Origin of the sequence: Vibrio sinaloensis DSM 21326, from assembly GCF_000189275.1 — a bacterium.
Taxonomy (GTDB): Bacteria; Pseudomonadota; Gammaproteobacteria; order Enterobacterales; family Vibrionaceae; genus Vibrio; species Vibrio sinaloensis.
The window spans coordinates 1-16,349 of record NZ_AEVT01000085.1 but is presented as its reverse complement, the minus strand read 5'-3'; the positions used below and the strand labels follow the sequence as shown (position 1 = coordinate 16,349).

General features: G+C 46.5%; 19 protein-coding genes and 3 tRNA genes. 17 read left to right on the top strand and 5 right to left on the bottom strand.

The annotated features are described in order from the left end of the window. Positions 1-61: 61 nt before the first annotated feature. Positions 62-1,405, bottom strand: coding sequence for a hypothetical protein (locus RH45_RS15435; RefSeq protein ID WP_008078711.1), 1,344 nt, complete (start codon positions 1,403-1,405; stop codon positions 62-64). Positions 1,406-1,590: 185 nt separating this feature from the next. Here RH45_RS15435 and rsmE point away from each other — a divergent pair, with 185 nt between their 5' ends. The 4 genes from rsmE to ruvX are packed head-to-tail and all read left to right on the top strand — an operon-like array spanning position 1,591 to position 4,354. Further along, a complete protein-coding gene (gene rsmE / locus RH45_RS15430) occupies positions 1,591-2,322 on the top strand; it encodes a 16S rRNA (uracil(1498)-N(3))-methyltransferase (protein WP_008078708.1) in 732 nt (243 codons plus the stop codon). A 13-nt stretch (positions 2,323-2,335) separates the two neighbouring features. Then, positions 2,336-3,283: a glutathione synthase gene (gshB, locus tag RH45_RS15425; RefSeq protein WP_008078704.1), complete on the top strand. Its 948-nt coding sequence runs from the start codon at positions 2,336-2,338 to the stop codon at positions 3,281-3,283. 51 nt (positions 3,284-3,334) lie between these two features. After that, a complete protein-coding gene (locus tag RH45_RS15420) occupies positions 3,335-3,898 on the top strand; it encodes a YqgE/AlgH family protein (RefSeq protein ID WP_008078701.1) in 564 nt (187 codons plus the stop codon). A gap of 33 nt (positions 3,899-3,931) precedes the next feature. Further along, positions 3,932-4,354, top strand: coding sequence for a Holliday junction resolvase RuvX (gene ruvX, locus RH45_RS15415; protein WP_008078699.1), 423 nt, complete (start codon positions 3,932-3,934; stop codon positions 4,352-4,354). Positions 4,355-4,411: 57 nt separating this feature from the next. Here the strand turns inward: ruvX and RH45_RS15410 are convergent, their stop codons facing one another. Together RH45_RS15410 and RH45_RS15405 are read right to left on the bottom strand one after the other, a co-directional pair. Next, complete coding sequence (locus RH45_RS15410; protein WP_008078697.1) at positions 4,412-5,518, bottom strand: PilT/PilU family type 4a pilus ATPase; 1,107 nt, start codon at positions 5,516-5,518, stop codon at positions 4,412-4,414. Positions 5,519-5,530: 12 nt separating this feature from the next. After that, a complete protein-coding gene (locus tag RH45_RS15405) occupies positions 5,531-6,571 on the bottom strand; it encodes a type IV pilus twitching motility protein PilT (protein ID WP_008078696.1) in 1,041 nt (346 codons plus the stop codon). 25 nt (positions 6,572-6,596) lie between these two features. Between RH45_RS15405 and RH45_RS15400 the strand changes: the two genes are divergently transcribed. From RH45_RS15400 to hemW, 7 genes are read left to right on the top strand one after another with little or no spacing between them, the layout of a single operon-like run. After that, a complete protein-coding gene (locus tag RH45_RS15400; protein WP_008078695.1) occupies positions 6,597-7,313 on the top strand; it encodes a YggS family pyridoxal phosphate-dependent enzyme in 717 nt (238 codons plus the stop codon). Between the two features lie 26 nt (positions 7,314-7,339). Further along, positions 7,340-8,158: a pyrroline-5-carboxylate reductase gene (gene proC / locus RH45_RS15395; protein WP_008078694.1), complete on the top strand. Its 819-nt coding sequence runs from the start codon at positions 7,340-7,342 to the stop codon at positions 8,156-8,158. Positions 8,159-8,193: 35 nt separating this feature from the next. Next, complete coding sequence (locus RH45_RS15390) at positions 8,194-8,751, top strand: YggT family protein (protein ID WP_008078693.1); 558 nt, start codon at positions 8,194-8,196, stop codon at positions 8,749-8,751. Then, on the top strand, positions 8,751-9,041 hold the full coding sequence (yggU, locus tag RH45_RS15385) for a DUF167 family protein YggU (protein WP_008078692.1): 291 nt from the start codon (positions 8,751-8,753) through the stop codon (positions 9,039-9,041). Before RH45_RS15390 ends, yggU begins: the two co-directional genes overlap by 1 nt. 27 nt (positions 9,042-9,068) lie before the next feature. Continuing rightward, positions 9,069-9,500 (top strand): DUF4426 domain-containing protein, encoded by a 432-nt coding sequence (locus RH45_RS15380; protein WP_008078691.1) that lies wholly within the window; start codon positions 9,069-9,071, stop codon positions 9,498-9,500. Between the two features lie 48 nt (positions 9,501-9,548). After that, entirely contained in the window at positions 9,549-10,148 is a 600-nt protein-coding gene (locus RH45_RS15375; RefSeq protein ID WP_008078690.1) for an XTP/dITP diphosphatase, read from the top strand. 5 nt (positions 10,149-10,153) lie between these two features. After that, the gene (gene hemW, locus RH45_RS15370) at positions 10,154-11,329 is read left to right on the top strand and encodes a radical SAM family heme chaperone HemW (RefSeq protein ID WP_008078689.1); all 1,176 of its coding nucleotides are present in this window, start codon (positions 10,154-10,156) and stop codon (positions 11,327-11,329) included. Between the two features lie 65 nt (positions 11,330-11,394). Here hemW and glsB read toward each other — a convergent pair whose 3' ends face one another. Together glsB and trmB are read right to left on the bottom strand one after the other, a co-directional pair. Continuing rightward, positions 11,395-12,315, bottom strand: a complete 921-nt coding sequence (glsB, locus tag RH45_RS15365; RefSeq protein ID WP_008078688.1) for a glutaminase B — start codon at positions 12,313-12,315, stop codon at positions 11,395-11,397. Between the two features lie 120 nt (positions 12,316-12,435). After that, the gene (gene trmB, locus RH45_RS15360; RefSeq protein ID WP_008078687.1) at positions 12,436-13,155 is read right to left on the bottom strand and encodes a tRNA (guanosine(46)-N7)-methyltransferase TrmB; all 720 of its coding nucleotides are present in this window, start codon (positions 13,153-13,155) and stop codon (positions 12,436-12,438) included. Positions 13,156-13,351: 196 nt separating this feature from the next. On the opposite strand from trmB, the gene mutY reads away from it, so the two are divergent. From mutY to RH45_RS15330, 6 genes are all read left to right on the top strand, one after another. After that, positions 13,352-14,407 carry an A/G-specific adenine glycosylase gene (mutY, locus tag RH45_RS15355; protein WP_008078686.1) on the top strand — a complete coding sequence of 352 codons (1,056 nt, stop codon included), beginning with the start codon at positions 13,352-13,354 and terminating at the stop codon, positions 14,405-14,407. Between the two features lie 17 nt (positions 14,408-14,424). Then, positions 14,425-14,697: an oxidative damage protection protein gene (locus tag RH45_RS15350; RefSeq protein ID WP_008078685.1), complete on the top strand. Its 273-nt coding sequence runs from the start codon at positions 14,425-14,427 to the stop codon at positions 14,695-14,697. Positions 14,698-14,768: 71 nt separating this feature from the next. Beyond that, a complete protein-coding gene (mltC, locus tag RH45_RS15345; RefSeq protein WP_008078684.1) occupies positions 14,769-15,905 on the top strand; it encodes a membrane-bound lytic murein transglycosylase MltC in 1,137 nt (378 codons plus the stop codon). 103 nt (positions 15,906-16,008) lie between these two features. Then, positions 16,009-16,084: transfer RNA gene (locus RH45_RS15340), tRNA-Phe, on the top strand. A gap of 66 nt (positions 16,085-16,150) precedes the next feature. Beyond that, positions 16,151-16,226: transfer RNA gene (locus RH45_RS15335), tRNA-Thr, on the top strand. A gap of 7 nt (positions 16,227-16,233) precedes the next feature. Next, a tRNA-Phe gene (locus tag RH45_RS15330) sits at positions 16,234-16,309 on the top strand. Positions 16,310-16,349: the final 40 nt, after the last annotated feature.

Genomic DNA, 16,349 nt, shown 5'->3' with positions numbered 1-16,349 from the left:
TTTGTACTTCAGGGTTGCCAATAAAAAAAGAGGCTCTTACGTGTAAGAGCCTCTTTTATCATTACAATTCGAAATCTTCTAGGTAGCGTAAGTTTTCTTCCTCTTCGCTGCTAGATGGTTCAATCCATGCTCCTCTAGAAGCGTGACTGATAACTTGCTGACTTTCACACCAACCATCACCATAGTTTAATGCGCTAGGCGCCAAAGGTAACCCATTCAGTTCACCAAGAACCGCATCGTCTTCTTTACCCAAAATACGCCCAGCAACGAACACTGCTCTCTCTTTAACACCTGCATCAGATAGTCTCGAACGCTGACCCCATTGGATTTTCCAGTCATTGCAGGATGGGTTAGCGTGTTGAGGAATCGCGAGGAAAGCAACATCAGATAATGCATTGTACTTTTTATACATCATGTAAGCTTCAAACAGCATCGCAACATCTTCCGCCGGATGGGAATAGGAATAAAACTCAGCGGCTTTGTCTGGCTCAAACGCTGCACCCGCTTCAACGCCCGTCATATCCCGAACAGCATCCGTCATATCCTTACCCTGAAAAGCAATTTGAGCGGCTTCTTTAAGGATTTCTGATTCGATTGGACTGTAGGCTTGAAGATCGGCATTTAGCTTCACTAGCGGTCGAATATAGTCATTAATCGAACCTGCGTCTGGCACTTGAGCTAAATCTAGTGCTGGTAAGAAATCATTCGCATGAGCAAGTTCATGCGCTAACAGCCTAAATAAACCAGGAGCGATTTGCGCTGTCGTTCGCGCTTCATTATATTCTGCTCTGTAAGAGTTTGAATAGGTAACATATTCATTGGTTCCCTGGACGACATAGCGTTGGGCGTTATCAACCTGGAACTCCGTTTGAAAGCTACTACGATAATCTTCCTGCTTATGGATTGAATCCCATTCGGCTTTATTGCGCCACACATATCTCGGGTCAATATACATTGATGCAGTACTTGTGGTGTAAAAAGAAGGACGCACATCGTAGCTGATTACCACGCTATTTAGTGGCTTGAACAAGTTCAGCAAATCTTGATCATTTATCTCTTCTAGAGCTGCGATAAAACTCTCAGCCATCCAAGAGTCAGACACCACCAATCGCTGCTTTATCTGGTCAATTGTGACATCTTGATCATTGATTCCAATCGGCTGAATGACCGCCAAATCACAGGACTCATCATTGAGGAAAGCTTTGGAACACTCAACCACATCAGAAGAGTGTTGGCTCGTTTGATAAGCAGAAACGCGCTCTAGCGACGGCTTTCCATTGATATTGGGAGATGTAATTCGCGACGATTCTGAAGCCGAAGACCCCGAACCTCCGCCGCCACAACCCGCCAGCATCAAAGCGGTGATACAACTAGCCAACACAGAACGTTTTTTAAATGGATACATAGACAAGCCTTTGATAATTATATTTATATTCAATCGAGCGAATTTTATTTATTCACACCACAAATGACAATTTTATATTGTTGGCTATCAGAGCTAGATCCTATTTTCTCTCGCTACTTGTTTTTTCACCCTTCAGCATCCATGTTAGAGGTTATCTCTAAACCTCCTGCAGGAAATCGAAAACCATGCGAATCCCACGAATCTATCACCCTGACGCTATTACTCAGCTAGGCTCACTTATGTTAAGTGATGATGCCGCAGGTCACATTGGGCGAGTTTTGCGCATGAAGGAAGGCCAACAGGTCTTGCTATTCGATGGCAGTGGAAGCGAATTTCCCGCCACGATTTCCAGCGTATCGAAAAAATCGGTTGAAGTTGAGGTAACGGAACGCATCGAACGCAGCGCAGAATCACCACTCGACTTGCATTTAGGCCAAGTTGTCTCTCGCGGTGACAAAATGGAATTTACCATCCAAAAGTCGGTGGAACTGGGCGTGAACACCATCACTCCGCTTATCTCTGAACGCTGCGGGGTCAAGCTCGATCAGAAACGATTTGAAAAGAAAATGGCCCAATGGCAAAAGATAGCGATCAGCGCTTGTGAACAGTGCGGCCGAAATACAGTGCCAGAGATTCGACCAATCATGCAGCTTGAAGATTGGTGCGGTGAAGAATATGACGGCTTGAAGCTAAACCTTCACCCTAGAGCAAAATATTCGATCAATACCTTACCAACTCCAGTAGAGAGAGTCCGCCTTCTGATTGGTCCTGAAGGTGGCTTATCAGCTGAAGAGATCAGCATGACAGAGAAATACAAATTTGAAGAGACACTGCTTGGTCCACGTGTATTGCGTACCGAGACAGCGGCTCTAACTGCAATTACAGCCTTGCAAGTTCGTTTCGGCGATCTTGGTTAAACGGAGAAAGAACATGATCAAATTAGGTATCGTAATGGACCCAATCTCGTCCATTAACATCAAGAAAGACTCTAGCTTTGCCATGATGCTTGAAGCGCAGCGCCGCGGCTACGAAATCCATTACATGGAAATGGCCGACCTACACCTTGATCAGGGTGTGGCCGTTGCTGATACCAAAGTGGTTGAACTAAAGGAAGACCCGAATGGTTGGTATCAGTTTAAGTCAGAACAAACCATCGAACTTTCAGAGCTTGATGCAGTATTGATGCGTAAAGATCCTCCGTTTGATACAGAGTACATCTACGCAACTTACATCTTAGAGCGAGCGGAAGAAAACGGCACGCTCATCGTCAACAAACCACAGAGTCTTCGCGATTGTAACGAAAAGCTATTTACTGCATGGTTCCCAGAGCTAACCCCAACCACCATCGTGACGCGCAAAGCAGAGAAGATCAAAGCGTTCCGAGACGAGCACGGTGATGTGATCCTCAAGCCGCTAGACGGTATGGGTGGTGCTTCCATTTTCCGCGTTAAAGAAAACGATCCTAATGTTTCAGTCATTATCGAGACTCTAACCAACCATGGGCAAAACTACGCGATGGCGCAAACCTTCGTGCCAGATATCAGCAATGGTGACAAGCGTATTCTTGTGGTCGATGGTGAACCTATGCCTTACTGCCTTGCTCGAATCCCAGCGAAAGGCGAAACACGCGGCAACCTCGCAGCAGGGGGCACTGGAGAAGCGCGCCCATTAAGCGAGACAGATAAAAAGATCGCTGCAGCTGTAGCGCCTACACTTAAAGAAAAAGGTCTTATCTTCGTTGGTCTCGATGTGATTGGCGACAAGCTGACGGAAATTAACGTAACAAGTCCAACTTGTATTCGTGAAATTGAAGCGGCATTTGATGTTTCTATCACAGGCAAACTTATGGATGCGATTGAACGCCGCATCAACCAATAATAACAATGGGGTGGCGATTCGCTGCCCCAGAATAAATACATTGGAGTGTCTATGAATTTAACCAACCACTTTTTAGTCGCGATGCCAGGGATGAAAGATCCCTACTTTGAACGCAGCGTTATCTATGTGTGCGAGCACAATGATGAAGGCGCTATGGGGTTAATGATAAATGCTCCAATCGATGTTACCGTCGGAAAAATGCTCAAACAGGTCGACGTAGAGTCTGTCCACCCGCAACTGCTTACTGACAGCCTAGAGAAGCCAGTACTGAAAGGTGGACCGGTGTCCAGTGATCGCGGCTTTATCCTCCATTACCCTAAAGATGAATACGAATCTAGTATTCAGATGACCGACAACATTACAGTCACGACATCCCGAGATATTCTCGGTGTTCTGGGGACAGAAGCAGAGCCTAACCAATATTTGGTAGCATTGGGCTATGCCGGTTGGGAGCCTGGGCAATTAGAAAGCGAGCTATCGGAGAACTCCTGGCTGACGATTGAAGCCGACCCAGATGTCATATTCAATACTCCGATTGCCGAGCGCTGGCAAACCGCAGTACAAATGCTAGGTATTAATGTCTCCCAACTATCCAGTGATATCGGCCACGCTTAAGCGCAAATTTTAATAACTGACTACAGGATACGCATGTCTAGAACCATCATGTCATTTGACTTTGGCACCAAAAGCATTGGTAGTGCTATCGGCCAAGAAATCACGGGGACAGCCTCTCCCCTAAAAGCTTTTAAAGCCAATGATGGCATTCCAAATTGGGATGATATTGAAAAACTAATTAAAGAGTGGCAACCCGATCTATTGGTGGTTGGCCTCCCTACCGATCTTCACGGTAGAGATTTAGAAACCATTACCCCTCGAGCAAAGAAATTTGCCAATCGCCTACATGGTCGCTTTGGTTTGCCTGTCGAGCTGCATGATGAGCGCTTATCAACCACAGAAGCACGTGCAGAGCTGTTCAATATGGGCGGTTACAAAGCACTGAGCAAAGGGAATGTTGACTGCCAATCTGCTGTAGTCATTTTGGAAAGTTGGTTTGAAACTCAATACGGATAATGAAAAGGGGGTGACGCGTTACGTCTCCCCCCTTTTTAGCAAACAAGGCTAACGACATTAATCCATATCTATTTTCACGTTACTCAACGAACCGCCAGAGAAACCATCACCTCGCTGAGTTTTGAGCATGATACGCAAATCGTTCGCAGAATCGGCACTGTGCAAAGCATCCTCTTCATTGATTTTCCCTGCAACAACCAACTGATACAAGGCTTGATCAAACGTCTGCATACCAATCTCTTGAGATTTTGCCATGGTCGCTTTGAGCTCATGTAAGTCTCCACGGCGGATCAGATCCGATACACGCGGGCTGTTCAACAAGATCTCAAACACCCCATGGCGACCTTGGCCATTTTTGTCGCGTATCAGTTGTTGACCGATGACTCCACGTAAATTCATTGATAAATCAAACAAAAACTGCTCTTTTTGCTCTTTCGGTACCAAGTGTAATATCCGCTCAAGTGCTTGGTTCGCGTTATTGGCATGTAACGTCGCCATACACAAATGGCCCGTCTCGGCAAAGGTCATGGCGTATTCCATGGTTTCACGCGAACGAATTTCACCTATGAGAATCATATCTGGCGCTTGACGAAGTGAGTTCTTCAACGCCACTTCATAACTGTCCGTGTCTAACCCCACTTCTCGCTGAGTGACGATGCAGCGCTTATGCTCATGAACAAACTCAATTGGATCTTCAACGGTTAAGATATGCCCCGTGCGATGCGTATTGCGATAGCCCGTCATCGCGGCCATGGTTGTCGATTTGCCCGACCCAGTCGCCCCAACCACCAGCACTAAGCCACGCTTAGCAATTGAAAGATCTTGCAGTACATCAGGCAGACGTAAGTCTTCAAAGCTCGGGATCGTTGTTTCAATACGGCGAATCACCGCACCGGGCAACTCACGCTGATAAAAAGCGGAGACACGATAGCGGCCAAAGTCTCGCACAATCGCAAAGTTCGCCTCTTTACTGGCATGGAATTCCTGCTGTCGTTCACTGTCCATCATGCTTTCAAGCAGTCGATTCACTTCAACCAAAGAGAGCTTTTCACCGTGAGCTCTGAGTTCGCCATCGACACGATAAAGCACAGGAGCCCCTACCGTGATGTACAGGTCAGAAGATTTCTGGTGATTCATTCCTTGCAGGTAAGCGTTGATATCCATATTGATCACCGATCAGAATGAGTTATTTATATCAGTTTCAATTTTCTTGGCGACTTCATCGGCGTCCACCTGGCCTTGCGCCATCAATTGCTTGGCATTTTGCTCCATGGTCTGCATTCCATGAGCGGCTCCAGTTTGAATCACAGAGTACATTTGCGCCACTTTGTCTTCACGGATCAAGTTACGAATCGCAGGTGTCGCCATCATGATCTCATGACACGCAATGCGACCACCTCCCACACGCTTGAGAAGTTTCTGAGCAATCACCGCACGCAATGATTCCGACAACATAGAGCGCACCATCTCTTTATCACTGCCCGGGAAAACATCAATGATACGGTCAATGGTTTTTGCCGCTGAGCTGGTATGCAAAGTACCAAACACCAAATGGCCGGTTTCAGCAGCCGTCAGCGCTAAGCTGATGGTTTCTTGATCGCGAAGCTCGCCGACTAAAATCACGTCCGGGTCTTCACGTAGAGCGCTGCGCAGAGCGTTATTAAAGCTGTGAGTATCACGATGAACTTCACGCTGGTTGATCAAACATTTGTTGTTTCCATGAACAAACTCAATAGGATCCTCTATGGTCAGAATATGCTTATTCTGATGACGATTAATATGATCGACCATCGCAGCCAAGGTTGTCGATTTACCCGAGCCTGTCGGCCCAGTGACCAGCACTAACCCTTTCTCCATATTGGCGATTTTCTCAAAAATCTGCGGGGCTTCTAACTGCTCTAAGGTCGGGATCTCGGTTGGAATAGTTCTGAGTACCGCAGCGCAGCCACGAGACTGATTAAAGGCATTAACACGAAAACGCCCTACGTTGGGCAGTTCAAATGAGAAGTCGACTTCGAGGCGCTCTTCAAACTCGCTTCTCTGAGCATCATTCATGATTTCAAACACTAATCGATGGACGTCAGAGTGGCTAAACGCAGGTACACCTAGCTTTCTCACTTCACCATCTATCCGCACCATTGGCGAAACTCCAGCAGAAAGATGTAGATCTGATGCATTATGCTTTACACTAAAATCCAGTAATTCAGCGATATCCATTTATTTTCCTTAAGTAAAATCTGCTATGAACAGTATTCAACAAAATATTGAACAGATCACCTCACAGATTGCGAGTGCACAACAAAAGTGTGGCCGACCTCGAGACTCCGTGCAACTTCTCGCTGTCAGCAAGACAAAACCTAACGGGGCAATTCTCGAAGCGGCGCAAGCAGGGCAACTGGCTTTTGGTGAGAACTATGTTCAAGAAGGGGCAGAAAAAGTCGCCTACTTCACGCAACATCACCCAGAACTTGAGCTGGAGTGGCACTTCATCGGCCCTATCCAATCAAATAAATCGCGTCATGTGGCGGAGAACTTCGCTTGGGTTCATACCGTAGACCGCGCCAAAATCGCACAACGGCTGAACGACCAAAGACCCGCTGGCTCCCCGCCAATTCAGGTGTTGATGCAGGTAAATACCAGCGGTGAAGCCTCTAAATCAGGATTGAACCAAGATGAAATCTTTGCTCTCGCGGAGTTGATTTCTTCCTTACCCAACCTCACGTTAAGAGGGTTAATGTCAATTCCAGCGAATGTTTCTGACTACGACTCTCAGTTGGCTGCGTTTAAACAGCTTGCCGAGTTGCAACAGACACTTATCAATCGTTACCCTAACCAGCAATTGGACACTTTGTCGATGGGGATGAGTGGCGATATGGAAGCGGCGATTGAAGCCGGCAGTACCATGGTACGGATTGGCACTGCAATATTTGGTGCTCGTGATTACAGCAACAAAGCCTAAGTCATTTCAAAAGGATCAAATCACCAATGGAACACAAAAAAATTGCCTTTATTGGCGCAGGTAATATGGTTAAAGCGATTGTGTCAGGGCTAGTCGCGGGCGGATACCCAGCCAAGCTGATTACGGCAACTGCCCCCTCAGAGACCCGCCGTTTACCATTAGAGCAACAATTTGGCATTTGTACGACCAACGACAACCAACAAGCAGCCACCGACGCAGATGTAGTGGTTTTATCGGTAAAACCGCAGATGATGGCGGAGGTCTGTAAGCCGCTTCAAGGTGTGGATTGGTCTAACAAATTGGTGATTTCAATTGCTGCAGGCATCCAAAGCGAACGCTTCAATCAGATGCTCAACAGTCAATTAAACTTAGTCCGCGTCATGCCAAATACCCCTTCCCAGTTAGGATTGGGAATGAGTGGACTATATGCACCTGCGCATGTCTGCGAGCAAGATAAAGCGTTTGCTGCCGAGTTAATGCAAGCGTGTGGCAAAGTCTGCTGGGTAGAGCAAGAGTCAGGGATCAACAATATTATTGCCGCAGCTGGCAGCGCCCCAGCCTACTTTTTCCTGTTTATGGAAGCGATGCAAGCTGAGGCCATCGCCCAAGGCTTTGATCAACAAACGGCACGTTTACTGGTTCAACAATCAGCACTTGGCGCAGCAAGCATGGTCGTGGGCAATCCGGATACCGATCTGGCGACGCTACGTGAGAATGTGACGTCAAAGGGCGGCACAACGGCAGAAGCTCTCCGAACGTTCAATCAACATCAACTTTCAGATATAGTAGCTAAAGCAATGCAGGCAGCGGTTGCTCGAGCTGAAGAAATGGAATCACTGTTTTAACTTTGAGTATTGCACTCACTAACTAAGGGTCACCTATGAACTCAATGAGCTTTCTGATTTCCACCCTATTTGATCTATATATCATGGTGGTGATCTTACGCATCTGGCTCCAAGCAGCCCGTGCCGATTTCTACAATCCGTTCTCCCAATTTATCGTTAAAGCAACGCAACCTGTTATCGCGCCATTGCGCCGAGTTATTCCTTCTGTCGGTGGCATCGACCTTGCGACGGTATTGTTTGCCTATGTGCTTTGTGTACTTAAGTTTGTTGCACTCATCTTAGTGGCATCGAACGGCTCAGTATCATTCAGTGCAGACTTCCTATTCCTAGGCTTCCTATCGCTACTGAAAGCGGCCGGCGGTCTGTTATTCTGGGTGCTGCTTATCCGTGCAATTTTGAGCTGGGTAAGCCAAGGGAGAAGCCCGATTGAGTATGTGTTCCACCAACTAACTGAGCCAATGCTGGCGCCAATTCGCCGTATTATTCCTGCGATGGGTGGCTTTGACTTAAGCGTGCTAGTGCTGTTCATCGCCCTACAGTTTATCAACTTCTTAATGGGCGATCTGATCGGCCCTATCTGGTTCCAACTATAATGGCTAAGGCCGCTTGGTTTGAAGGCGATGACCTAGTGATTCGCCTTTATATCCAACCAAAAGCGAGCCGCGACAAAATTGTAGGCCTTCATGGAGATGAGCTCAAAGTTGCGATTACCGCGCCGCCAGTCGATGGCAAAGCAAACGCTCATTTGAGTAAATACCTCGCCAAACAATTTAAAGTTGCTAAAGGGCTAATCGATATAGAAAAAGGGGAATTGGGTCGGCACAAACAATTGTGGATTTGCTCGCCGGCACAAATACCAACCGAAATCGAAGCCATCCTATGATGGCTTTTTCTTTATTAAGGAAGCGCAATGAAAACATGGATAAGCTTAATGCTCGCCAGCGTACTAGCGGTACCAGCGTGGGCAGGTCAATTTAAAACCATCAAGGATGTTGAAGTGCACTACTCAGCATTCAACTCAACCTTTCTCACCCCACAAGTTGCTCGAAGCTATAAATTGAAACGCAACGGGTATTCGGCTCTGCTTAACATCAGCGTATTAGATAATTATCAAGCAGGTAAGCCAGCCATTACTGCTAAGATCACCGGAACAGCAAAAAACCTGATTGGTCAAACGCGCGAGCTCTCTTTCCGCGAAGTGAAAGAAGCGAATGCAATTTACTACTTGGCTGAGTTTCCGATCAGTGACGAAGAGAATTTAACATTTACGATCGATGTTAATGCTGGCAATAAAGGCACTGGCACATTAAAGTTCACCCAGAAATTTTACGTCGAAGAGTAACAGTCACTCGCTTAAGACTTCACTCTTCCAATACAGAGAAATGACGCCATGAGCAAAATCGTATTAGCGACCGGTAACCAAGGCAAAGTTCGAGAAATGGCCGACCTTTTGTCCGACTTCGGTTTTGAGGTGCTCGCCCAAAGCGAGTTCAACGTATCAGAAGTCGCCGAAACGGGAACGACTTTCATTGAAAATGCCATCATCAAAGCACGCCATGCAGCGAAAGAGACAGGACTCGCTGCAATTGCAGACGATTCAGGGCTTGAAGTTGATGCACTGCAAGGGGCTCCAGGTATCTATTCTGCCCGTTATGCCGGAGAAGACGCAACGGATCAGCAAAATCTAGAAAAACTCCTCCATGCAATGAAAGACGTGCCACCAGCAGAGCGCACTGCTCGCTTCCACTGTGTGCTGGTGCTTATGCGTCATGAAAACGATCCAACGCCTATTGTGTGCCATGGTAAGTGGGAAGGTCGTATTCTGACAGAAGCGCAAGGTGAGAATGGCTTTGGTTATGATCCTATCTTTTTTGTACCAGAAGACAACTGCGCTTCAGCCGAGTTAGAGCCAGCACGTAAGAAACAGCTATCTCATCGTGGTAAAGCATTAAAAGCTCTGTTTGCCACGCTTTCTGAGCGATCGTTATAATCGCAATGAGTCAGCTAATACCGCCCGCACTTAGCCTTTATGTACACATCCCATGGTGTGTACAAAAGTGCCCTTACTGTGACTTTAACTCCCATGCACTCAAAGCAGATATTCCAGAAAAAGAGTACATTGCCGCCTTACTGCAAGACCTAGAAGCCGATATCAAACGCTACCAACTGGAGAGCAACCCGCGCTTACTTCATTCCATTTTCATTGGTGGTGGGACGCCTAGCCTTATCTCTGCGCAAGGGATCGCTGATTTGCTGAGCGGTATTGAAGCGAGGTTGCCGTTTAAACCTGGTATCGAAATTACCATGGAGGCCAATCCAGGTACGATTGAAGCGGAACGTTTTGCTGGCTATCAAAAAGCAGGGGTAACTCGTATATCTGTTGGTGTGCAAAGCTTTGAGCAACAAAAGCTAGAACGGCTCGGAAGAATTCATGGCCAAGATGAAGCCGTGAATGCCGCTAAGCTTGCGCATCAGATTGGTCTAAACAGCTTTAACCTCGATCTGATGCATGGCCTGCCCAATCAAACGGTCGATCAAGCATTAAACGATCTGGAGAAAGCGATCGCCCTAGATCCTCCCCACCTATCCTGGTATCAGCTTACGATCGAGCCGAATACGATGTTCTACTACAAGCAGCCAACTCTGCCCGACGACGATGACTTGTGGGACATATTCGAGCTGGGGCATAAAAAATTAGCCGACGCGGGTTATGTGCAGTACGAGATATCTGGCTACAGTAAGCCAGGCTATCAGTGCCAACACAACTTGAACTACTGGCGCTTTGGCGATTACCTCGGCATTGGCTGCGGCTCTCACGGAAAGATAAGCTTCGCGGATGGTCGTATAGTACGAACCACCAAGATCAAGCACCCGAAGGGTTACCTGGCGGCCTATGACAATATGGTCAAACCTTATTTAAATAGTGAAGAACAGGTCGCAGAACAAGACCGACCATTTGAGTTTTTCATGAACCGCTTTCGACTTATTGAAGCATGCCCCAAACAAGACTTTCTCGATACTACTGGATTAGGCTTCGATGCCATTCAAGAGACTATTGATTGGGCAATCGAGATGGGTTACATCGCTGAGAGCGATAGCCATTGGCAGATCACCGAAAAAGGCAAATTGTTTCTTAACGATTTACTCGAAGCCTTTATGGCGGAGGAGTAACCCCAGAGACAAAAAAGGGTTGATGCGAAAGCCTCAACCCTTTGTTATCAATACCGCTTACCCGATTAGAAGATCGAACGGCCAATTCGCTCAGCCAGTAGTTCTAAAGCTTTAGTCCCTGCGAGAGAGTTACCTGATGGGTCGAGCTCAGGTGACCACACTGCGATGGTCATTTCCCCAGGCACAATTGCAATAATACCGCCGCCGACACCTGACTTTCCTGGCATACCGACACGATAAGCAAACTCTCCAGCCCCATCATACAAACCACAAGTCGCGAGCAGAGCGTTGAGCTGCTTAGTTTGGGTGGAAGTAATCACAGGCTTACCCGTTTGTACAGAGGTCCCTTTATTGGCCAAATAGCTGAACGTTTTGGCAAGGTCGACACAACTCATTTTCAATGCACAGGCGTGAAAGTAGTTGTTAAGAACAGGTATCACGTCGTTTTCAAAGTTACCAAATGAACGCATCAAGTAGGCAATCGCCGCATTGCGGTCGCTGTGCATCATTTCCGACGCCGCAACTATCTTGTCGTAGCAAATATGCGTATCGCCCGACAACTGGCGCACAAACTCCAGCAATCGCTGACGTGGCGCAGATAGCCGGCTATTCAGCATATCTGCGACAATAATGGCCCCAGCGTTGATAAACGGATTACGGGGAATCCCCTGCTCCATCTCAAGCTGAATCAAAGAGTTAAACGCCTGCCCAGAAGGCTCTTTGCCAACTCGACACCAAATCTCTTCCGGTTTATACAAGCACATTGCCAAGGTTAAACTCAGCGCCTTAGAAATGGATTGAATAGAAAATGGCTCATCAGCATCACCGGCTTTGATCACTTGACCATCATTGGTAAACACCGCAATCCCCAATTTTTGCGCCGGGATCTTAGCTAAGGCTGGTATATAGTCAGCCACTTTACCTTGACCAATTAGCGGGCGAACTTCGTGCAGAATTTCATGCAGAATCTCTTGCGTCGGTTTCATCGGCAACCTTAAAAATCAATTAGTTATTATTATTTTCTTATAGGGTCAAAAAAGCCAACATCATCAATGTTGGCTTTTGGCAATTTGTCTAATCAGGCTATTGAGCAAACCTGACCGCGCTTATTTTACGCGCTTGTATTTAATATCCCAAACGCCGTGGCCTAAACGGTGACCGCGCGCTTCAAATTTGGTTAACGGACGCTCATCCGGACGAGGAATATAGTCTCCGTCTTGGGCAATATTCTCAAAGCCTGGCGCTTGATTCATCACTTCAATCATGTGTTCAGCGTAGTTTTCCCAGTCAGTCGCCATATGGAAGATGCCTTCGCCTTCAATCAGTTTCTGACGAACCATTTCAGCAAAATCGAGTTGAACGATACGACGCTTGTGGTGACGCTTTTTATGCCAAGGGTCAGGGAAGAACAATTGCAGTGTGGCAAGACTGCTGTCTGGAATCATGTTAGCGAATACTTCTACTGCGTCGTGGCACATAACACGTAGGTTAGTGATTCCCGCGTCACGCGCATCTGATAGACATGCGCCAACACCCGGGCTATGAACTTCAATACCGATAAAGTTCTTTTCAGGCGCATTTTTCGCCATTTCAACTAATGAAGCGCCCATACCAAAACCAATTTCTAGTACGACTGGGTTGTCATTACCGAACACTTCTTGCCAATCAAGCAACGTTTCTTGGTAATCGATACCCATGGTTGGCCAACACTCGTTCATTGCGTTTTCTTGGCCTTTGGTCAAACGACCTTCGCGTCGAACAAAGCTGCGAACTTTGCGTATCAGTTTACCGTCTTCGTTGTACTCGTTAGTGGTCACTTCACTCATGATTTTGCCTGTCTAAAAATTGGTCTCGACTCAAAGGGATTGTGATTATCCAAAGAATTGCCACTGGTGCAAGTGTTTTAAAACAATTCAACGGCCATCACTACCAGAAAGTATACCCTTACTGTTTATCGGTTGTACTTTACCCATAAACTATGGTGCAATTTTGTCAGATTAGATAACTAAAACAGAGCAAGTCGTGACTCCATTCGCCAGTGCCATCTTAGAGTGGTACGAAAATTTTGGCCGTAAGAGCCTCCCCTGGCAACAAAACAAATCCGCTTACAGCGTTTGGTTGTCAGAAATCATGTTGCAACAGACGCAAGTTGCGACAGTTATTCCCTATTACCAGCGATTTCTCGAGCGCTTTCCTACCGTGATTGATTTAGCCAATGCCGAGCAAGACGAAGTGCTGCACCTTTGGACAGGGCTTGGTTACTACGCGCGCGCACGTAACCTGCATAAAGCAGCCAAGGTTGTCGCCGAACAATATGGGGGGGAGTTTCCGCTCAATATAGAAGAGATGAATGCGCTACCAGGTATTGGCCGCTCGACAGCCGCCGCCATTCTTTCGTCCGTTTATAAACAGCCGCATGCCATTCTTGATGGCAATGTTAAGCGAACCTTAGCACGCAGCTTTGCTGTTGAAGGCTGGCCGGGACAAAAGAAAGTAGAGAATCAACTGTGGCACTATGCAGAAGCCCACACACCACAAGTCGACGTGGACAAGTACAATCAAGCCATGATGGACATGGGAGCCATGGTGTGTACTCGCAGCAAACCCAAATGTACCTTGTGCCCAATCGAATCAATGTGTGTCGCCAATAAACAAGGCAACCCGCTTGACTACCCGGGTAAGAAACCGAAAAAAGAAAAGCCGATAAAAGAGGCATGGTTTGTCATGCTTCACTGCGATGGCAAGGTATGGCTTGAGCAACGCCCACAGTCCGGAATCTGGGGCGGTTTGTTTTGTTTTCCACAGCACGACACCGCTGACGTCCAACATCAGATCGACGTCCGAGGAATTCAAGATGTTGATATTAAGAAACAGAGTCAACTGATCGCATTTCGCCATACCTTCAGTCATTATCACCTCGATATCACCCCTATTTTGGTAGACCTATCAAAGCAACCTAATATGGTGATGGAAGCGGACAAAGGTCTTTGGTATAACTTATCCCAACCTGAAGAGATCGGTTTAGCTGCACCCGTAAAGCAATTACTGGAAAGCTTACCGTTTGAGCTTCAACATTAATTATTTAAGGAATCGTTATGAGCCGCACCGTATTTTGTGCTCGACTGCAGAAAGAAGCTGACGGTCTAGATTTTCAACTTTATCCAGGTGAACTGGGCAAACGTATTTTCGACAACATTTCAAAGGAAGCTTGGGCTGAGTGGCAACACAAACAGACCATGCTGATCAATGAAAAGAAACTTAATATGATGGATCCTGAACACCGTAAGCTGCTTGAAGCAGAAATGGTCAGCTTCCTATTTGAAGGTAAAGAGGTTCACATCGAGGGTTACACGCCCCCAAGTGAATAACCACCCAAAGAGTTAGAACAAGTAAAAGATGACATCATTGCCCGCAGTGATGTCATTTTTTTAGGATATATATGAAGAAGTTAAGCTACTTTTTTCTCGCCATGATCTTAACAGGTTGTAGCCGTGAATTTATCGAAGGCTTGTATGATGTTAACTATGAGCCAACCAATCGCTTTGCTAAAAACCTTGCTGGGCTACCCGGTCAATTCGAAAAAGACACTGACGCTCTAGATGCTCTTATCAGCAGTTTCTCCGGCAACATCGAAAAGCGCTGGGGACGAAACGAGATAAAGTATGCGGGAAAAAGTAACTACGTAAAATACATCGACAACTACCTTAGCCGATCCGAAGTGAACTTTGATCAAGGTTTGATTACGGTAGAAACCGTCTCACCGACCGACCCTAAAGGTCACTTAAAAAGTGCCATTATTACCACCTTACTGACACCTGACGATCCCGCGAATGTTGATCTTTTTTCTTCTAAGGAGATCACTTTGGAAGGACAGCCCTTCTTGTATCAACAGGTTGTCGACCAAGACAAGCAGCCAATCCAGTGGTCTTGGCGTGCCAATCGGTTTGCCGACTATTTGATTGCCAATCACCTAAAAGTGAAAGATGTCGACTTCAAAAAAGCGTATTACGTTGAAATTCCTATGGTCGAGGAGCAATTCCAAATACGCAGCTACAAATACGCAGACATTGTTCAGCGAGCGTCGCGTAAGTATGGCATCCCTGAAGATTTGATTTACGCAATAATTAAAACCGAAAGCAGCTTTAATCCATACGCGGTAAGTTGGGCCAATGCCTATGGGTTAATGCAAGTCGTACCAAAAACTGCGGGGCGCGATGTATTTAAACTGGTCAAGAAAAAGTCCGGCGAACCGACACCAGAGTATCTATTTAACCCAGAAAACAATATTGATACGGGTACGGCCTACTTTTACATTCTTAAAAATCGCTACTTAAAGGATGTCAGCCACCCCACTTCCCTCGAATACAGCATGATCTCTGCATACAATGGCGGAACTGGCGGCGTTTTGAACACCTTTGACCGAAATGATCGGAAACGCGCGATGCGGGACTTAAACTCCCTGCAACCCAATCAAGTTTATTGGGCTCTAACTAAGAAACACCCCAATGCGGAAGCACGTCGTTATCTAGAAAAAGTTACAAATTTCAAAAAGGAATTTAACTCAAAGAAAACTTAAACACTCAAATCGTTTAAATTGTCGGCAGTTAACTGGTTTTTTGAATTTTTTTCTAAAAACCAGTTGACGGGGGGACGGAAAATCCGTTTAATAGCGCTCCGTCGCCCGGATAGCTCAGTCGGTAGAGCAGAGGATTGAAAATCCTCGTGTCGGTGGTTCGATTCCGCCTCCGGGCACCACAATTTGATTTGTTGGTGTCTTAACAAGAAGTTATAACACGAACAAAAGCACAAAGAATACAGTGTGCCGACTTAGCTCAGTAGGTAGAGCAACTGACTTGTAATCAGTAGGTCACCAGTTCGATTCCGGTAGTCGGCACCATTCTTTTGCCTCGATAGCTCAGTCGGTAGAGCAGAGGATTGAAAATCCTCGTGTCGGTGGTTCGATTCCGCCTCGAGGCACCATTATTTGGTGCTATCGTTAAACGATACACAAATAATTCCT